Source organism: Photobacterium galatheae (assembly GCF_000695255.1).
Classification (GTDB): Bacteria; Pseudomonadota; Gammaproteobacteria; order Enterobacterales; family Vibrionaceae; genus Photobacterium; species Photobacterium galatheae.
The window spans coordinates 1-17,240 of record NZ_JMIB01000005.1 but is presented as its reverse complement, the minus strand read 5'-3'; the positions used below and the strand labels follow the sequence as shown (position 1 = coordinate 17,240).

25 protein-coding genes are annotated in these 17,240 nt (G+C 48.9%); 3 read left to right on the top strand and 22 right to left on the bottom strand.

Annotated features, from left to right (window positions below; translation table 11 throughout):
• Positions 1-55 precede the first annotated feature (55 nt).
• From EA58_RS03370 to EA58_RS03275, 20 genes are all read right to left on the bottom strand, one after another.
• Positions 56-583 (bottom strand): phage tail protein, encoded by a 528-nt coding sequence (locus EA58_RS03370; protein ID WP_036748941.1) that lies wholly within the window; start codon positions 581-583, stop codon positions 56-58.
• A 12-nt stretch (positions 584-595) separates the two neighbouring features.
• Positions 596-1,117 (bottom strand): phage tail protein, encoded by a 522-nt coding sequence (locus tag EA58_RS03365; RefSeq protein ID WP_036748940.1) that lies wholly within the window; start codon positions 1,115-1,117, stop codon positions 596-598.
• A 10-nt stretch (positions 1,118-1,127) separates the two neighbouring features.
• The gene (locus EA58_RS03360; RefSeq protein WP_036748938.1) at positions 1,128-1,667 is read right to left on the bottom strand and encodes a phage tail protein; all 540 of its coding nucleotides are present in this window, start codon (positions 1,665-1,667) and stop codon (positions 1,128-1,130) included.
• Positions 1,668-1,682: 15 nt separating this feature from the next.
• Entirely contained in the window at positions 1,683-1,979 is a 297-nt protein-coding gene (locus tag EA58_RS03355; RefSeq protein WP_036748936.1) for a DUF6916 family protein, read from the bottom strand.
• Between the two features lie 253 nt (positions 1,980-2,232).
• Positions 2,233-2,538 carry a membrane protein insertion efficiency factor YidD gene (gene yidD, locus EA58_RS20800; RefSeq protein WP_051641873.1) on the bottom strand — a complete coding sequence of 102 codons (306 nt, stop codon included), beginning with the start codon at positions 2,536-2,538 and terminating at the stop codon, positions 2,233-2,235.
• A gap of 113 nt (positions 2,539-2,651) precedes the next feature.
• The gene (locus EA58_RS03345; RefSeq protein WP_036748934.1) at positions 2,652-3,413 is read right to left on the bottom strand and encodes a GNAT family N-acetyltransferase; all 762 of its coding nucleotides are present in this window, start codon (positions 3,411-3,413) and stop codon (positions 2,652-2,654) included.
• A gap of 204 nt (positions 3,414-3,617) precedes the next feature.
• Positions 3,618-4,070, bottom strand: a complete 453-nt coding sequence (locus EA58_RS03340; RefSeq protein WP_036749138.1) for a GNAT family N-acetyltransferase — start codon at positions 4,068-4,070, stop codon at positions 3,618-3,620.
• Positions 4,071-4,178: 108 nt separating this feature from the next.
• Positions 4,179-5,132, bottom strand: coding sequence for a CE1 family esterase (locus EA58_RS03335; protein WP_051641872.1), 954 nt, complete (start codon positions 5,130-5,132; stop codon positions 4,179-4,181).
• A gap of 331 nt (positions 5,133-5,463) precedes the next feature.
• Positions 5,464-5,880, bottom strand: a complete 417-nt coding sequence (locus tag EA58_RS03330) for an ester cyclase (protein WP_036748933.1) — start codon at positions 5,878-5,880, stop codon at positions 5,464-5,466.
• A gap of 183 nt (positions 5,881-6,063) precedes the next feature.
• Positions 6,064-6,633 (bottom strand): GNAT family N-acetyltransferase, encoded by a 570-nt coding sequence (locus EA58_RS03325; RefSeq protein ID WP_200872149.1) that lies wholly within the window; start codon positions 6,631-6,633, stop codon positions 6,064-6,066.
• A gap of 353 nt (positions 6,634-6,986) precedes the next feature.
• Positions 6,987-7,307 carry a hypothetical protein gene (locus EA58_RS03320; protein WP_036748932.1) on the bottom strand — a complete coding sequence of 107 codons (321 nt, stop codon included), beginning with the start codon at positions 7,305-7,307 and terminating at the stop codon, positions 6,987-6,989.
• Positions 7,308-7,479: 172 nt separating this feature from the next.
• Positions 7,480-7,974: a GNAT family N-acetyltransferase gene (locus EA58_RS03315; RefSeq protein WP_051641871.1), complete on the bottom strand. Its 495-nt coding sequence runs from the start codon at positions 7,972-7,974 to the stop codon at positions 7,480-7,482.
• On the bottom strand, positions 7,971-8,285 hold the full coding sequence (locus EA58_RS03310) for an NIPSNAP family protein (RefSeq protein ID WP_036748931.1): 315 nt from the start codon (positions 8,283-8,285) through the stop codon (positions 7,971-7,973). The genes EA58_RS03315 and EA58_RS03310 overlap by 4 nt, the downstream gene beginning before the upstream one ends.
• 2 nt (positions 8,286-8,287) lie before the next feature.
• A complete protein-coding gene (locus tag EA58_RS03305; protein WP_036749129.1) occupies positions 8,288-8,884 on the bottom strand; it encodes a DUF2238 domain-containing protein in 597 nt (198 codons plus the stop codon).
• A gap of 51 nt (positions 8,885-8,935) precedes the next feature.
• Complete coding sequence (locus EA58_RS03300) at positions 8,936-9,553, bottom strand: NUDIX hydrolase (RefSeq protein ID WP_036748929.1); 618 nt, start codon at positions 9,551-9,553, stop codon at positions 8,936-8,938.
• 70 nt (positions 9,554-9,623) lie between these two features.
• Positions 9,624-10,751 carry a DUF3541 domain-containing protein gene (locus tag EA58_RS03295; RefSeq protein WP_152547922.1) on the bottom strand — a complete coding sequence of 376 codons (1,128 nt, stop codon included), beginning with the start codon at positions 10,749-10,751 and terminating at the stop codon, positions 9,624-9,626.
• 95 nt (positions 10,752-10,846) lie between these two features.
• A complete protein-coding gene (locus EA58_RS03290) occupies positions 10,847-11,458 on the bottom strand; it encodes an alpha-ketoglutarate-dependent dioxygenase AlkB family protein (protein WP_036748925.1) in 612 nt (203 codons plus the stop codon).
• Between the two features lie 17 nt (positions 11,459-11,475).
• On the bottom strand, positions 11,476-12,555 hold the full coding sequence (locus tag EA58_RS03285; protein ID WP_051641888.1) for an endonuclease/exonuclease/phosphatase family protein: 1,080 nt from the start codon (positions 12,553-12,555) through the stop codon (positions 11,476-11,478).
• 121 nt (positions 12,556-12,676) lie between these two features.
• Positions 12,677-13,171, bottom strand: coding sequence for a hypothetical protein (locus tag EA58_RS03280; RefSeq protein WP_036748922.1), 495 nt, complete (start codon positions 13,169-13,171; stop codon positions 12,677-12,679).
• Between the two features lie 293 nt (positions 13,172-13,464).
• Positions 13,465-13,974, bottom strand: coding sequence for an O-acetyl-ADP-ribose deacetylase (locus tag EA58_RS03275; protein ID WP_036748920.1), 510 nt, complete (start codon positions 13,972-13,974; stop codon positions 13,465-13,467).
• 119 nt (positions 13,975-14,093) lie between these two features.
• Between EA58_RS03275 and mobB the strand changes: the two genes are divergently transcribed.
• Complete coding sequence (gene mobB, locus EA58_RS03270) at positions 14,094-14,603, top strand: molybdopterin-guanine dinucleotide biosynthesis protein B (protein ID WP_036748918.1); 510 nt, start codon at positions 14,094-14,096, stop codon at positions 14,601-14,603.
• A gap of 56 nt (positions 14,604-14,659) precedes the next feature.
• On the opposite strand, the gene EA58_RS03265 is transcribed toward mobB, so the two are convergent.
• Complete coding sequence (locus EA58_RS03265; protein ID WP_036748916.1) at positions 14,660-15,121, bottom strand: RNA-binding S4 domain-containing protein; 462 nt, start codon at positions 15,119-15,121, stop codon at positions 14,660-14,662.
• Positions 15,122-15,345: 224 nt separating this feature from the next.
• Here EA58_RS03265 and EA58_RS03260 point away from each other — a divergent pair, with 224 nt between their 5' ends.
• Together EA58_RS03260 and EA58_RS03255 are read left to right on the top strand one after the other, a co-directional pair.
• A complete protein-coding gene (locus EA58_RS03260; RefSeq protein ID WP_036748914.1) occupies positions 15,346-16,200 on the top strand; it encodes a TPR end-of-group domain-containing protein in 855 nt (284 codons plus the stop codon).
• A gap of 183 nt (positions 16,201-16,383) precedes the next feature.
• Positions 16,384-16,842 carry a methylglyoxal synthase gene (locus EA58_RS03255; protein WP_036748912.1) on the top strand — a complete coding sequence of 153 codons (459 nt, stop codon included), beginning with the start codon at positions 16,384-16,386 and terminating at the stop codon, positions 16,840-16,842.
• A 152-nt stretch (positions 16,843-16,994) separates the two neighbouring features.
• Here EA58_RS03255 and EA58_RS21955 read toward each other — a convergent pair.
• Positions 16,995-17,240: hypothetical protein (locus tag EA58_RS21955; protein WP_235199543.1), on the bottom strand; the 246-nt coding region annotated here is incomplete at its 5' end.

Here is a 17,240-nt window from a genome sequence, read left to right as displayed (position 1 = left end):
CAAGACAGGCACCGACATCGCGCTAGTGCCTGTCGAACATTGGGCCAGTCGAGTGTCAGGAATGTCTCGGATATATCCCATCAATACAGATACAAAAATTCACAGCCAGAAACGGCTGCATGTTCTCATGAGGTTCCGTCTTCCCCTGAACCGCAATGCTGTTTTCATTGAGCATAATATTTTGCGCTTCCGTACTATAACGTGCCTCACTGAAGTCACCGACTCTGAATATCCCAGCCATTGCACCCGCCGGGTTGTCCGTAGTCGCAATCGTATTCGCAGCCACCAGCGTATGTGTATGCGAGGGCATCTGCTGATTTAGTACCGTCATGACTTCATTTCCGGTTTTTTCAGACAGATAACGAGCCGTTAACCCTGCACCATGTCCCGTACCTAAAGGCGCTCTGGCCATTAAATCCGGCACTCCAAAGGTTGTCTGACCATTTCCGCCAAATTGGTCTCCGATGACTGAAAATAGCGCTGGATTTTGAGCAATTTGCATGATCTGCCCGTCGCAATAAGCCCAGAATCTCGGTGCAAAAGCATAAGGCAACATCATAATTTCACCGTAAAAAGCTTCCATGATTCTTTCTCCTTAGCCCCTGACCGGATACTGGCCGGCAGTACAGATAATAAAATTCAAAGCCAATGTCGGTGCCATATTCGGATGTGCTTCATTGTTACCTTCATCACTGACTGCATCTTGCTTCATTGCCACTAAATCGTCGTCACTTGGTTGATCAACAAACTGATTTGCCTGACCTAAAACGAAATTACCAGATGGTTCAGGTGAGACTGCAGCATTTGCCGACGCTTGCAGAGCATGGGTATGGCTGGGTAAGTTAACCGAGGTGAGAACAACCTTCTCCTGACCGAACTTTTGCCCCTGCTGCCTGGGGGTTAATCCGGGGCCACTCCCCATTCCGACGGGAACCCGGCCCTGTAAATCAGGCAAGGCATACGAATCGCGACCATTGCCACCAAACATGGTGCCTAATAACGAATACAACGACTCATTTCCGGAAATCGGCATGAGCGTGCCAAGGCAATATGCCCACTTCACTGGCGCATAATTGCCTGTAAAAAGGGTAATTTCAGAAAGATAACGCTCAGACATTTTTTCTCTCCTAGTCTCTGTCCGGAAAAATACCCGTTAGTGCAATACAAAAGTTGATCACTGTAGATGGCTGCATGTTGTCATGTGCTGTGCCAGTTCCAGTGTAACCCATTGCTTTTGCACTCATCGGGACCAGATTCGCCGCCTGAGCATAAACAGGACTGCCATTCTCTGCGGATGCAAAAACTGTCGATTCGGATGTTTTCTTTTTATACGGACGATAAGTATTTCCCGGCTGGCTGGAAACCTGGAGCTGATGCGTATGAGCCGGTAATTGATCGGTTGTCAGACTGACACTTTCCAGACCGCCGGTATTCCCCTGCTCGATTTGCTGCTTGGTATAACCAAAAATGCCAGGGTGCACCGGCATTCTTCCGCGCAAATCAGGCAACTTGAACGCAGTTTGTCCAACCATCCCAAACGTGTCTCCCAGTAATGCATACAGCGCTGTATTCTGAGTGATCGTAATAGACTGGCCATTACAATAGGCATAGTTTCTGGGGTAAAAATTTGCGCCAAACATCTGAATATTACCAATAAAAGGTTCCATTCCGACCTCCGAAATTTAAGGTTGTTCTACCCGGCGGGAAAAAATCACTTCCAGCTCTCTGGCCGAATTCGGAGAGACAAACAGTGCCGCCTCGCCTAGCTTCTCGTGACTGAACGGATAAGTGCCCTGTGCTAAACCACCCTCCAATTCACCACAATCAAGGTATAAAGCGAATGCCTCCCATAACTTGCCATGTGTTGCCGTTCGCTGAACATCGGAAATTTCAACCTCGGCCGTTTGATTGTTATCCAGTGTGACTGTTAATTTTTCGCCGACCATTTTCTCCAGTCGTTCGAACGTGAATTGCTCCATATCACCTCCTGCTTCACAATATGCCCGCGCACACTGTGAATATTGTTTATCACACGATAGGTGTAGAGCATTCGGGAGATTCAAACAACACAAAGCATGAAAAGTTGATGATTGATCAAACAAATCAATGACACCGTCAGTCGTGAAGAATCAAAACTGCTGACGCAGAGAGGAAACGTGATTGCAGTTTTCAGTCAGCATGATTGACAGTTTCTTCGCAAAGCACTGCGCTGCAAAACCGAGTTTTATGGGATTAATTCAGCAGATCGAATGGAAGAAATAACAGACTACAGCATGCTGCATCGTCATCTTCTTGTCGGCGACGCCTTTTGCTTTTACGTTTGCTCTGATTGAGCTGGATTGATGCCGCCCAGCACGCACTGAATCGCTCAAGGACAGCGGCGGGACATTCAGTCAATGTCGCCGTTTGCAGGATCTCAATGGTCGCCTGAGAACAACTTTGCCCACCATGAAAAGCGGCATGGGCACACCGATACCCTTTATACGGCGACACATATTTCTGATACCAGCGAATACTGCGAATGGCAATGACTTTCATGGCGTTTCATTTCAGTGAACAAAGATCCGCAGTATCCACACTGGGTATCGCGCCGCAAGGTATTGCGATGAAAAACAATACCTTGCTCTCAAAGCCTCTCTATCCTGTTTAGATCAGGGTGTCACTTTTTCCCACACGGTCCGAATCGTCTGCGTCGAGAAACCCAGCCTTTTGCAGTTTTTACTGCTGATGCTGTCTGGCATCACATCGGTCAGCAGCAGTGTTGCCCCCTGTGCAATCGCATCCTGAATGCGTCGGTGTAACAGTGCCGTTTGACATCCCTGTGTTCTGAAACTTTCTTGTGTATATGCATTTGCCAGAATGGCCGTTTGACCTGTAAAGAAAGTGGTTGCCCAACCGCAAGGCGTTTCCCCGATCAATGCCACATAACAACGGAAGTCTTCGGTGCAATAGAGGTGACGCTTGGCTTGCCAGATTTCGTCGGCACAAACCAACCCTGAGGTTTTCAGTAAAGCCAGAAAATCATCCGCTTTTTCCGTACCCCACATCTCGATACGAACGTTATTTTTATCCGCAACCGGCAATTGATAATCACCAGCCGCCAAAGCCAGAAATTCATGGGAAAACGAGGGAATGAACCCTTTTTTGATCAGGCATTCAGATAAAGCAACACTGACCGCTACAGGCTCAATACATATTTCTGGTGGCGTGTCTGCGCGATATTGAGCGAAAACATCATCGAAATGATTTTCAGCTTCAGCACCATAGATCACAACCTGATTATCATAGCGGCGGGTCGGGTCGAGATAGGTGGTGAAGTGGCTACCCTGCTGTATTTGCAATTCGCTCGGTAAATGGGTCGACAGGGTTCTTTCATTATTAAAACGAAAATAGGCAGTATATGCCTTATCCATTGTGTCCTTACAGAATGTTTGACTCATTGATTCTCCAATCAAAATACGATCTTGAACATATCTATCGAGGTTCGCCGTGATCCTTGAATTTCGGCGAACATGAAGGTTCATACAATATGCCTCTGATTTCACTGGCACATCAAATTATTCTTCATTTTCTGTGATTCTTGTTTTCTGTAATAACTGGTTTCTGTAGCTGACGCTTTATTTAATGACAAGAGATTCAGGCAGCACCAAATGCAATAACGGATAGGGTTTACCTTGTCCATCAAGCGGCGAACGGCTGATCACAGAAAAACCAGAATACAGATAAAATCCTAACGCTTGCTCATTTTGCTCATTGACATCCACTTTCCTGGCTCCCTGAAAATGAATGGCATAATGAACCAATGCCGAGCCGACACCTTTACCCCGAGCATCCGGTGAGACAAACAGCATTTCAATGTTGTCGTCATGGACACCACAAAAACCCATGATGACCCCATCAGGGGTTCTGGCACACTTCAAATCAACCGCATCAAAATACTGATTCAGAATGAGTGGCTTCAGCGCCTGCAAATCAGATTCTTTCAGAAAATCATGAGTGGCTCTGACGGCAGCTTCCCAAATTTCGATCAGTCTCAGATGATCTTTCTTTTCCACTGGTTCTATTTTCATCATTTTTCTCATCAAACCAATTCATTGATAAAACGGCGAACCTCGACTGTCATTCAAACCAACCCAAATTCAAACCCGCCCCCATCTCGCAATAAACTTCAAAATAGATTATCGCGAATGCTTTTCAAAAAATGCCCAGATCACGGCAGCGCCGTCAATATCTTCATTTTTCTGCCCTAAAAGCCGGGGAAGATCGGGCAAGTCACTGCCTGGTAAGGTGTGTCCACCCCCGAGGATGCTATAGAGCACCACCGGGCAAGAATGTCCATAAGTTGTTCGAATCACCCGTGAGTTATCATCGGAATCACGATCCGGTAAATTTTGGTTTTCAGGAATACCGCGACACTGATTCTGTTGCCGCCAAAGCGCCATCGTTTCTTCCGTCGAAACGACCTTCCCCCGCGGATTCCGGAAAAAATGAACCGCTCCCCCATCATAAGGCACCAGGGGATCCGCTGTACCATTCATCACAAGCACGGGAAGCGGTGTCGCTGGCTGGCATGTTTTGTAAATTCGCTCAGGAATATTGGCCGCAATCGGGGCAATGGCTGCCAGTTTATGGCTGAGTTCACACCCCAGCCGCAACGTCATCATGCCACCGTTGGAGATCCCGGTGACATAAACACGTGCCGGATCGACGTGTTTCTCATTAACAAAAGTATCAATCAGCTTTGACATGAATTGAACGTCATCCACACGACCGTCAACATCACCACGGAATGTCAGATCTCTGCCATCACGCCAGTAGGCATCCACACCATTGGGATACACCACGATGAAATGCTCACGGTCTGCCAGTGCTGTAAACCCCAGATACCGGGCAGGTGTCAGGCCATCTCCCCGTCCGCCGCCATGCAGTACCAGCAGTAAAGGCAGCTTTGCCGTTGACTGATGAGCCGAAGGAAAGTGAACGTAGTAACTGCGCTGCAATCCATCAACGATGATCGACTGTTGTTCAAGCCCTGAAGGCTGCGTCTTTGTTCGGGCAGACTGTGCACACCCAGCAACCGAGAGAAACAACAATACACAGAAGACAAATTGACCTGAAATCGAGTGACGCATCGCTCCTCCTTGTTCGCGATTATCGCGCATGCTTCAAGCGTATTGTCTATCTAGACAGCTTCTGCCACTCAGGTGAAGGATTGAATGTCTGTTTTGTGCTTTTCCTGCCTCATAAAAGACAAAAAGACAGCACTGCGGTTACTGAACAATGACTTCAGGTTTCATTCGCATGATGTTCACCAATGACACGCTCAATCATTCAAGCGTGCCATTCTTTTTGTCCGTCACTCTTTTTGTCCTTCATTCTTTTTGTCTGTCATTCTTTTCGTCCGACATATTTTGGGCCGAAATGATTTGGCTGCACGCCACCACATTCGACAACCCAAGAAAGTTATGCCCAGCCCAGTTGCTGAAGGCTTAAGCCATCGTTCCAGATTTTTGTCATATGACGAATAAGATTGCCTTCAAATTGCATGACGTAAACATAGTCTGCCGCCACCGTTTTACCCGTTGGATCAACCGGGCCGCCCGGACCCGTATGAGTGCCATGAAAAACAGCATAGGCCGCCACACAGGCTCGCGCTTTATCCTCGGCAAAGAAACGCAATTCATAATGACCATCAGGTATCGGGCCGAACAGGCCTTTCATCCATTCGGTATAATCCTGAAGAGTTTTAATCTCAGCGAGCGCTGCCGCCTGTGCAGAGAATGTCGCATCAGGATGACAGTATGTTTGGCAAATCTCCCATCCCTTCCCTGTTTCACACGCATCAAAGAACTGCTGCGCTTGTTCAATGAATCCACCCATTGGATAGCCTTACTTTTGAGAAAACCGGATGATGAGTATGAACGATAGCAACGTTCTTTGGTGACTCACTTTTAGGCATCCCGCTTGAAATCATTGGCTGTCCATCAACACGGTTCTGCAACATAAACCATGCAACAACACAAAACAGTTTCAAGGTATATCAAAGATACGATTCACCTGACCTCATCTCGCAACATCAGCGACACTGACTTTCCGGTTCACGGTTAATGACATCATGGTGTAAGCATGTGATTTTCCATCAATTCTGAACTTATCTTCAATTTCACCACATTTGATAAAACCACACTTTCGATAAAGCGCTTTCGCTGCATGATTCTCAGAAAGGACCCAAAGATCGATATATTCAATGGCTGTGTGGGTTCGGACCCAATCGATAAGGAAAGTAATGAGTTGCGTTCCTAAACCTTGACCTCTGACAACAGCGTCAACCCCCATCCCCAGCAACACCCGATGCTCTGTATGGCGGTCAGGATACGGCCTGATATCAATATGGCCGATCACTGCATCACTCTTTGTTGCAACAAACAGCTTCCGCCAGCCAAGATCATTAATCTCACGAGGCACTGCCAACCTGAAACGCTGCTCCAGCTCTGGCGTCAATTTCGACGCTTCGACAGATACCGGCTGAAACAACGGGGTCGAACCTAATCCATTTTCCCGAAGGTGTTTATCTAAATAAGCAAAGAACCCATCCAGGTTATGTTCTGTCGCTAATTGAAGCTCTATATTCACAAAGACCAACACTCTATAAAACTGTATTCAAACGTGTGTTCGCATATCAGACGTCATTCTTTGGGGCCAGCCGTCTTGCATCGCTGCATGATATGACGTTTATCGATCCGCAATATCCTGATTCACTTGCAGACCCATTCGCAGTGAGGGGAGATACATTCGAATTTGTTCAAGAAGGTCTTCACCCCAGACGCAGGTACACGAATGTTTTAACCCAAACGACCACGCATTTTCATGTCGAATCAGAAACTGCTCGTATCCATCAAATCTATATTGATGCGTGCTCTGAAAAACGATCAGAGCACAGCAATTTTAAAACGACGTTCAAAAACAACGGCTCCTTCAGAAATCAATCAATGAACATAAACTCGATAGGCTGTATCACAGTCAGTCTTGTCTTTTAAGTCGACCCTGACTTTCTTATTCGCCATTTTGGCCGCCAGTAAAATACTTAAAGCCGTATTTGTATCGGTATTTTCTTTTGTAAATCGGACATGAGTACATGAACACTCATTCGTGCTTGACCTGACTGACGCAAAAATACGACCTGACGAAGAATCAAGACCCACCAGATCTGGCAGCTCATTATAATTCTGTGAACAAGCTTCAGCCAGACTTGCCTGAGAATACACAGTGCACGCCAGAATTAGTGATAATTTCATCATTTTTTTCATGATAGAGTCCTTATTGAAGGTTAACCGGAGTAAATACAAATTCACTCAATCACTTTTCGTCGTATTTTTTCTAAAAAGTGAGCGACATAGAAATTGCCAGCATGATATGACAATATGAATTCTGTTTCATCACTCTCGGTAATTTTCTTTTGGTCTCTTTGGTTTTAATACATCAAAACGTCACACATTTGTCAGCCCGTATAACTTCTGCCAGATGCAACATCATCGGCACATCCACCATACCTTCACGGTGACGGATGCCGTCAATCCGTTGAAAGCCGAATGCCAGATAAACCCGTTCAGCATTCAAGGCAGAGTTCACCGTAAACTGGCCCGGATTTCCATGCTGTATGCATACTTCTTTCGCTGTTTCCCACAGTTGACGCGATAGCCCTTTACCATGGTGGTCATCATGCACAAATAAATGATACAGGTGGCTGTTTTCCTTCATACCAATCACCCCAATGATGTCACCCGCCGCTGACTCAGCGACATGATAGCGATACCCCTGATTCAGATACTTCGCGATGCTCTGTGCAGACATCGAGTTCAGCAGCATCTCATGGGCTTGGGGTGCGATGGTCGGTAAAACATGCTGTCGTAATGAAAGCTGAATCAACTCGCTGATCGGTGTCGCGTCAGATAAAGCTGCGATGCGAATGCTCATTCATTTCCTTCCAAAACCGGACGGAAAAAGCTGCGCTCATAACTGAGAAAACAACGGGTCTCTTCTGCAAATTGAACTGCGCGGATACATGCCGGATCATCTTTAGCATTGTTGCGATACGCTTCGTATGCCGCCAGGCTCGGAAAAGAAAACAGTGCCAGCGCAATATCACTTGCGCCTTCCGACGGCAGGAAATAACCATGATGCTGACCACCGAATTGGTTTACCAGCGGAATCCACATCCGGGCATATTCCTCGAATTCTTTCGTTTTGTACGGGTCAATTACGTAGCGAAGATAACAGGTCACCATAATCAATTCCTTTGATGAGAGATGGTCGCAAGCTGGCTGTTATGCCAGCGAGAAAGAAGTAAGATGGCACAGATTGCGCCGAGCAAGGCAAAGCCCATGTCAGACTGTGTATCCCAGACGTACCCTTGTGTTCCCAGAAATGCCTCTGCGTTTTCACCGGTTGCCAGGGCCACCCACCATTCAATCAATTCATAAAATGCGCTGAAAGCTAAACAAATCGAGACCGAAACAAAGCTCACCCAGAATCTCCCGTTCACAATCTGTTTTCGGATCAGAATTTCACGGGCCAGAATGGCTGGTACAAAGCCCTGAAAAAAGTGACCAACTTTGTCGTAATTATTCCGTGCGGCGCCAAACAAGTTATCGAATAACGGCACTTCTGCGTAGGTGTAATGGCCACCGACCATTAAGACGATGCAATGCAGCAGAATCAGTCCATAAAGCAACGGCGTGAGCCGGAACGTGTTGTATGTCCAGAGAATCAGCACCAGCCCAATCATGGCCGGGAGGACTTCAAGAAACCAGGTGAATGTATCTTTGGGTGCAATACCCGACCAGATCAATACAGCAGCAAAAATCGCCAGCCAGATAAATTTCATCATTTTGCCTTTAACTTCGACGTGAAATAAACAATCAGTGTTCGTGTGTGATTAATCTGTCTGAATCGGCAACTGAAGATCATCACAATGACAAAACATCATGGCGATATCTTCTGCCAGTACCCGACTCAGGGAAAGCGGCGGAATCGCGTGGCGCTCAAAAAAAGCAACTTTCGAAATTTCAAGATTCTCACTCGGTTCGCCGGAAATATAATCACAGAGGAAAAACAGCTTATAGATATGATTGGGGTACGCAGGCTGATAAGGATGCACAGATCTGTCTTTGATGGCGACTAGCCTGGGATTGCCAACCACAAGACCCGACTCTTCCATGACTTCACGCACAATCCCTTCCGAAGGTGTTTCGCAAACATCTGCCCAGCCACCCGGTAAAGTCCAGCGGTCATCTTCCCGTTCCCGCACCAGCAGTATCCGATTCTCACGAATCACCCCTGCCCTCAGGTCAACTTTCGGCGTTGGATATCCCGTTTCCGGAATGAAGAGATTCTGAATTTTTGCCAATGGCGCATCACTGAGTTCGGCAAACATTTGCTGAGCAATCACGGCGATCTGGTCGAACCGTTCCAAATCATAGGGATCCTGACTGTAAGCTTTCCCTGCCTGCGCAATAGCCTGCAGTTGTTTTGCCCATACCAGCGGGTCTGCCATGCATTTCTCTTTCTAACCCCTCAACACAGGATATGCACAATAACACACTACATCAGCGCACGCACTGCCGTTATTTCTGATTTCTCGGCACCAGCCCGTAAGGTAAATTCGTAAACATCCCCGGGTGTCTTTGATAGACAGGGGCTGGATGGACACCACGCCAGTCCAGCAGCATAATCGCCAGGGTATTCCGGTGTTCGCCATCCACCAGCGCCGTTTCCCCTTTCACCGATGGTACCATTCCCGCTTTTCTGTCGATGGCTTCCTGAATGGCTTTACGCGCTTTCGCAACAACCGGATCATGCTCCACACCTGCCAGCAGAAAGCTGATCCCCACCTCGGCAATCACATCCTCTTTCGTGTGCAGCAGGATCTGATCGATATGTTGGCGGAAGTGATCGTAAATCCACTGAAAGTCACTTTCCCTGAGCTGGTACTGATAATATGACGACGCCGCAAAGAGGATATGCGTCATGCCATAAATTTTGTTCATGTACTGCTGTTCGCTCAATTGTTTATCCTGACTATCCGGATAAGTCGCTCGGAAAGCCGAGATAAAGGGTTCCACCACATCCTGCTCTCCAAGCTGACGGAGCCAGTAAACCTGATTGGCCAGCTGCGCTGCCCAGGCCCGAATCATCTCCGGATCAGTTGCATAACGAGCAAAGTCGTACCGCCGGAGAATCTCCCGCAACTTGTGATCATTTTGATGCTTCAGTCCATATTCATTCGCCCGTGCCATTGAACCCAGCAAATCGACTCCCAGAAAATAATATTCAGGATGATTTCGGGTCGCCAGATAACGAAGCTCACTCCGCGCGCCTTCTTGCTGACTGTACCTGGCTGCACGCGCATCAGAATAAGCCTTAACTTGCGCTGGCGTATAAATGTCTTCACTGACTTCATTCAGGCGATCCGCGACACGGGCCATGTCGGCCCAGACGGCTGATTTATATTTTGGGTCTAAAGTCTGACGGTACATTCGCAAACCATAATGTCCCATCTTAAAGGCAGGTAAAATGTAAAGCTGGGTTTCAAAGGTATGCCGAATCAGGGCTGCGTCCTCAGCATAGGCAGGCAACGCCTTTTGCTGAACAATCGCATTTTCCTGCTGCGGGTAGATTTGTACGGCTGACCAACCCGGCAATGACAGCAAGGCAATCAGAAGATAAATAAGAGAGCAACGCACCGTTTTCATAACAATCCCTTGATGTATGAGTGACATAACCATAGCAAATTGATAGCAAACGGACGTCAGTCCAGTGTCATTTCAAGCCCGGATGAAAACACTTTTTATTTGCTGAAAATCCATCGGTAAGTCAGGTTGATCCGCTCACCTGAGCGCTGTTGCGTTTTCGGCACACTGTGTGCCCAGTTGGATTGGGTCTTTCCGGCCATGACCAGCAGCGAACCATGGCCAAGCTGAAATTCGAGCTTCTCAGCCGTGCGTTGATGCCTCAGCAAAAAACGTCGGCTTTCTCCAAATGTCACCGAAGCGATGACCGGCTGCGGGCCAAGCTCCGGCTCGTTATCCTGATGCCAGCCCATACTGTCCTGCCCGTGACGATACAGATTGGCAAGGACCGAATTGAACTGGCTTTGACTGGCCGTTTCACAGGCCGCTTTAATGGTCAAAAGTTCCGGTGTCCACGGTTCCGGCTGCATTGTCAGTCCGGAATAACGGTACTGTGCGTCGCCACACCAGGACTGCAACCGAGGCTGCATCACCTGTCGGCCATAGAGGGTAATGGCCTCCTGTTTCCAGTACAGCGACTGACGGAGCGCAGCAAAATACCGATCAGATTCTGCCGGGTCAAAAAATGCCGGGGCCCAATACAGACGACCACCATTGATCTCAATCCATTCCCCTTGTGAAGGTTCCGGAGCAAATAAATCCAGATTCATCTTCCACGTCGATTCATTCAACCTGATACCACAGGCAATTGTACATCCACCCAAACCAGCCGGTGATCCGAGCTGATCTCTGCGCGTTCCCGGCCGTCTTCCCCTGCCACCAGCTTACGAAGCGGATCTTTCTTATCCGGCCAGAACACACCGCTGTTCATCACTGAAAAATCTGCAGACGGCAACACATAATCCAGTCGCAAGCCGCCAAGGTGTGTCCACTCCGAACTTCGGCCCCGCCGCAGTTTCCACGGCCGAAAAAAACGGCCCCCGAGACTTTTCGGTGTCAGTTTCCCCTCACTGACAGCCCGATGAATCCGAGGATGGCACAACAGATGACGCAACGCCATCACCATGCCTTCACCGTCGTGTAAATCAGCATTGAGATCCCCCAGCACCACAAAAGGCGCATCGGCAGACAGTCCGCCTCGCCCCCCCTGATCGTCGGCCAGATAACTTTCATTCCCAATGATATCCGTTAACAGACGCAGTTCATCATGATTCCGGCGGGCATTTCTGCGTTCCGGGCCGTCAAATACCGGCGGGGTCGGATGAGCGCAAAGCAGCTGGAACCGCCGCTGTCCGACCTGAACCGGCAGCAGCACATGATTCTTCGACGACAGACGAAGCGCCCCCATTGCAGCTTCACTGTAATAATTTTCCGGCATCAGGTTCTCAGGCATTTGCTGCCATAAAAAGGTCTGCCAGCTTCGGAGGTCTGCTTCGATGAGGGGATAACGGGACAACACAACAAAGCTAAAATGGCCATGATGAAAACCAAAGCCCTGCCCGTCCTGCGGCAGCGTTAGCTCACCATCACCATCGAGATCGGCCTGACACAGCAAGCCCGTATTTGAAGGCGGGCAATAGCGATAAGGGTAGTCGACAGGCACCTGACCATGCTGCGGTTCCGCCAGATAATAACGACAGAAATCTGCCAGGCTGCCGTCATCTCCCCCCTCTCCGGGGTGATCGAACTCGCACAACAGCAATATATCCGGCTGCACGCGCTGAATCATCGCGGCCAGACGGGAAATACGGGCATTATCCGGTTCGGCGAGCGCTTGTCTCATCCGGCCGGGTTCGGGGTCAGACATCGCCACATTAAATACAGCGATACGTATGGTCGGTGTTGGCACAGCGTACTCCCAACAGACTGAAATCAAAAAGCCAGTTCAAATTGTACGCTGAGTTGTTCACTGGCTCCAGCTGCGGATATCAGCCGGGAATTTTCACCAGATTGCTGATGGCCTGATAAATCTGGCGGGCGTCATGCATCGCCCGATGTCTCACCGGCCCCAACTCTTCCAGCGCACGCTGAAAACAGGCACGTTCTATCCCATTTTCCTGCTGTAGCCAGAGCCCAACTTCCGTCAGAATAAAAGACGGTCGCATATGTGCAGCGTGATATAAACGACCCAGCCAGAATAAATCCCACTGGCTGTCGCAAAATACATAATCCAATTGCCCAAGCACGCGGTTCAGATGCTGGCAGACTTCAAGGACCTGCATCCCATGCTGCTCAAGTTCGGAACGGGGGATCTGATGGATCCGCTGCTCAGCGTAGCTGTCCCAGTATTGCCAAACGTCCCCCGCGGTCAGCGGGTTAATCAAGATACTTTGGCCACTGCCGTCAGGCAGTACATATCCGACTTCGATCGGGTAAGACTGATCAGAAAGTCCTGACGCTTCAAAATCGAGTGTTGCCCACATTGCACTCTCCCTGATGCTTTTTATGTCCGCCTACTCGCATACTGGTTCCTTCCAAGACCTGCAACCAATGGTGTGCAGGCATGCCAATCCGGACGCTGTTCTGACTCATATCAACAACATGGTTTTTGCCGCTCGAACCCTTTGAACGAAGTTATGCTAATTAAAGCCATGCTGATTAAAGTCATGCTGATTATTGTCTTGAATCGCTCTTCTTGTATCACTCTCCTTGTAACTTTAGACCTCACATACCGCTTTACCTGTCAATTCATTTGCTTGACGCAGGAATGATACATTTATCCAGCCTGCAACAAACGTTGATAAATCATCGTATCCTCTTGCCCAAAACACACAAAATAAACCTTCTCCGGCGTGGCCTGATTTTCCAGAACCTGCCGGACAGTGGTCACGGCAATATGTGCAGCCTGCTGCTTGGGAAAACCATAAACCCCAGTACTGATACAGGGAAAAGCAATCGTCACAGCCCCAACTTCATCGGCCAGTGCCAGACTGTTTTGATAACAGTGAGCCAGCAGCGCCGCTTCCTGCTGTCCGCCCCCGTGCCAGACCGGACCGACCGTGTGGATAACCCACCTGGCGGGCAGCTGATAGCCAGGGGTGATTTTTGCCTCGCCGGTTTGACAGCCATTCAAACGCCTGCACTCTTCCAGAAGTTGTGGCCCAGCGGCACGGTGGATTGCCCCATCAACCCCGCCGCCCCCCAGTAAACTGCTGTTGGCTGCATTGACAATGACATCCACGGACAACGTCGTGATATCACCTTGCCACACCAATAAATCTGCCATCTGTGCCTCCGGTTTGATCTGTCACAGTGCATCGTGATTTCCTCTCACACGTGACTGTGTTGCCAATGACTATCATGTTATTTTAGTGCTCCCATACCAAAACAGACCAAAGAGTAACTATGGCACCTGTCATCGGCTTTGCCGGGTTCAGCGGCTCAGGAAAAACCACCCTCATTGAACAAATCATTCCTTTCCTGAAACAGCAGGGATTGCGGGTCGGACTGCTCAAACACAGCCATCATGATGTGGAGCCGGACACGCCGGGAAAAGACAGCTACCGGCTGCGCCATGCCGGGAGCGATCAGTTACTTCTGGCAACGCCCCACCGCCACATTCTGTTTTTTGAATATCCGGAGCCTGCGCAAAGAGAGCCTCAGCTGGACGCCTGTTTGCAGCAGTTGGATCACAGCCAGCTGGATATCATTCTGGTAGAAGGATTTCGTGATCAGCCGATCGCCAAAATCGAAATTCACCGCCCGGATTATGGCAAGCCGCTACTGTACCCACAGGATGAACACATCATTGCGATGGCCACCAGTGAACCTGACGGCAATCATCCGTTACCGGTTCTGGATTTAAACCAACCCGAGCAAGTGGCGGAATTTATCTTGAAATGGTCAAAACAATAGTCTGAATACACAAAAGCCGCCAACAAGATGGCGGCTTTGACTTAAAATCCATTCGATCAGAACATCAGGCGTTTTCGCCCGGTTTGCTCATCTGAATTTTTTCCGATGGTTGCCGACGGTCGGGTTTTGGATTTTTGATTTCCGCCTTTGTGTGCTGGTTTCTGTTTTGCCTGCTTCGCCGGACGTTTTGGGGCAGATGGCACAGGTGGCTGCGATTTCCCGGTATTTTTTGCTTTCGATTTCGCAACCGGCTCACGAGCAGTTTCTGTCACGGGCTGATCGCACAACACCACATAGAACTCCTCGTTGAATTCAATCACGTCGCTGTCATAGACTTTTCGGCGCTTCCGCTGTTCCAGCTCACCGTTCACAGCCACATAACCTTCAGCGATCGCCATTTTGGCTTCACCACCGCCCCCCACTGCATTGGCAATTTTCAGCACTTTATACAGCTCAATGGGCTGTGCAGAAACCTCAATTCCAAGCGCTTCTACTTCAATTTCCTGATCCTGACTCACGACACTCTGCCTGTTGTTACCCGTGTATGACGTGAGTATACCATTCCCGGCTCTCTATCAGCTTCACTTTACGAGCCGAAAACCGCCCAGATAACGTGAGTGCATGAAAATTCTGCAAAACACAGAAAATATCTTAGTTTTAGGCCACAGATTAGAGATAGCGATCTCAATCCGTTATGCTTGTAACAACTTTCACTCTGTGATTCAGTGACAAGGAAAACCTCATGCTGAAACTGCTGTACACCACTGTATTCTGTCTCCTCTTTGCCTTTCCGGCTATGGCGCAGGAAGAAGAAGTCCCCTATTCAGAACAACCTGCGCTGGATAAGCCTTTGATGGAAAGGTACATCATGGATGAGCTGAAATCTCTGCGTCAGGATCAGCAGGATCTGGAACGTCGCCTGACCATCTCATTCACCGATCGGGAACTGGCCGTTGCCGACAAGTCATTGAACTATGCCAATGTCACCGTCACCTACTTTTTTTACCTGATCGCCGGTGCAGCTTCGCTGATCGCACTGGTGGGCTGGCAGTCGCTGAAAGAAATCAAAGTCAATACCAAGAAAATGGCCGACCAGCAGCTCCAGGAAATTACCGAACAATATGAAAAGAAATTCCAGATGCTGGAACGGGATCTGAAACGGAAAACCCGGATTATCGCGCAAAATAACAAAGAGATTGAAATCATCAACGAAGTCCACAATCTCTGGCTCCGGGCGCAAAGTTCACAAACGGCTGAACAGCAAATGGAAGTCTATGATGAAATTCTGAAACTGCGCCCGGGCGATCTGGAAGCATTGACCCACAAAGCCGATGCCGCCATGGAAATTCGTGAATTCCACTGGGCACTGAGTATCTGTAACCGAGTTCTGGAAGTCGACGGAACCAACGCCAATGCACTTTACCAACGCGCCTGTGCTTATGCCTGTCTGGGTGCGGAAGAGCAGGCAATCTCTGATCTTGAACGAGCCATTCAGGGCAGTGCTTTCTTGATCGAGCTGGCACGTGACGAAAATGATTTCGAAAGCCTTCATGGTCATGAACGCTTTGATCAGCTGATCTCTCATCATCATGATTAGACAACGATGATCTGCGAGGTCATGCGCCATGCATGGCAAATCGGTGCCGTGCAATAGCCCCCCGGTAAAAGGGCAGCTTCTGCGACGCTGCCCTCCCTGTCGCGGATATTCTCTGGACAAGTTAATGACAGCGCGCTTAGTATCTATTTAAACGACGTTTTTACTGAGTTAACGGAGTAACCCATGCAAGCAACAACCCGCCAAATGCAGGCTCGTAAACACATTGCTCTTGTCGCCCACGATAACTGTAAAAGCCACCTTCAGCGATGGGTTGACGAGCACAAAAGCAAACTGGCCCACCATACCCTGTATGCCACCGGGACAACGGGACACCTGCTCGCCAAACAAACCGGCCTGCCTGTGAACTGCCTGCTCAGTGGCCCTATGGGGGGTGATCAGCAACTGGGTGCTCTGATTTGCGAAGGTAAAATCGACATGATGATTTTCTTCTGGGACCCACTTAATGCCGTGCCGCACGACCCGGATGTCAAAGCCCTGCTACGGATTGCCGCAGTATGGAATATCCCGGTTGCCACCAACCGTGCCAGCGCGAACTTCATGATCGAATCCAGCATGATGGATCAGGAAGTCCAGATTGAGATCCCGGATTACGAAGCCTATCTGGCTGAACGTTTGTCGTAAGCGAAGACGGATGAATCATGCCGTCTTGCCCCATTGAACAGGGATCCGGCTCAGGATCCCTGCATTATATTCAAACCCCCTTCATCCTCTACAAATCACCAAGATCCCCGTGAAAGCCTGTCTATTGATCACATCTTAGAGGTCAAAAAAACTTAGGAGGGTGGGTAACCGCTCCTTCCTGTTATCCCGCTCCTTCCTGTCATCCCGCTTCCTTCTGTCATCCCCGCGAAGGCGGGGATCCAGTGACTTTTGAGGAAGAACGACGCAGAAAATGAGGGGCAGAATGATTCTGGCAGATTACTTTCATCTCGTGCCCAGTGGATTCCCGCCTGCGCGGGAATGACAGTAATTCGTTGATTACAAACGAGAATATATCGTTTTTTCATCGAAAGCTTTGT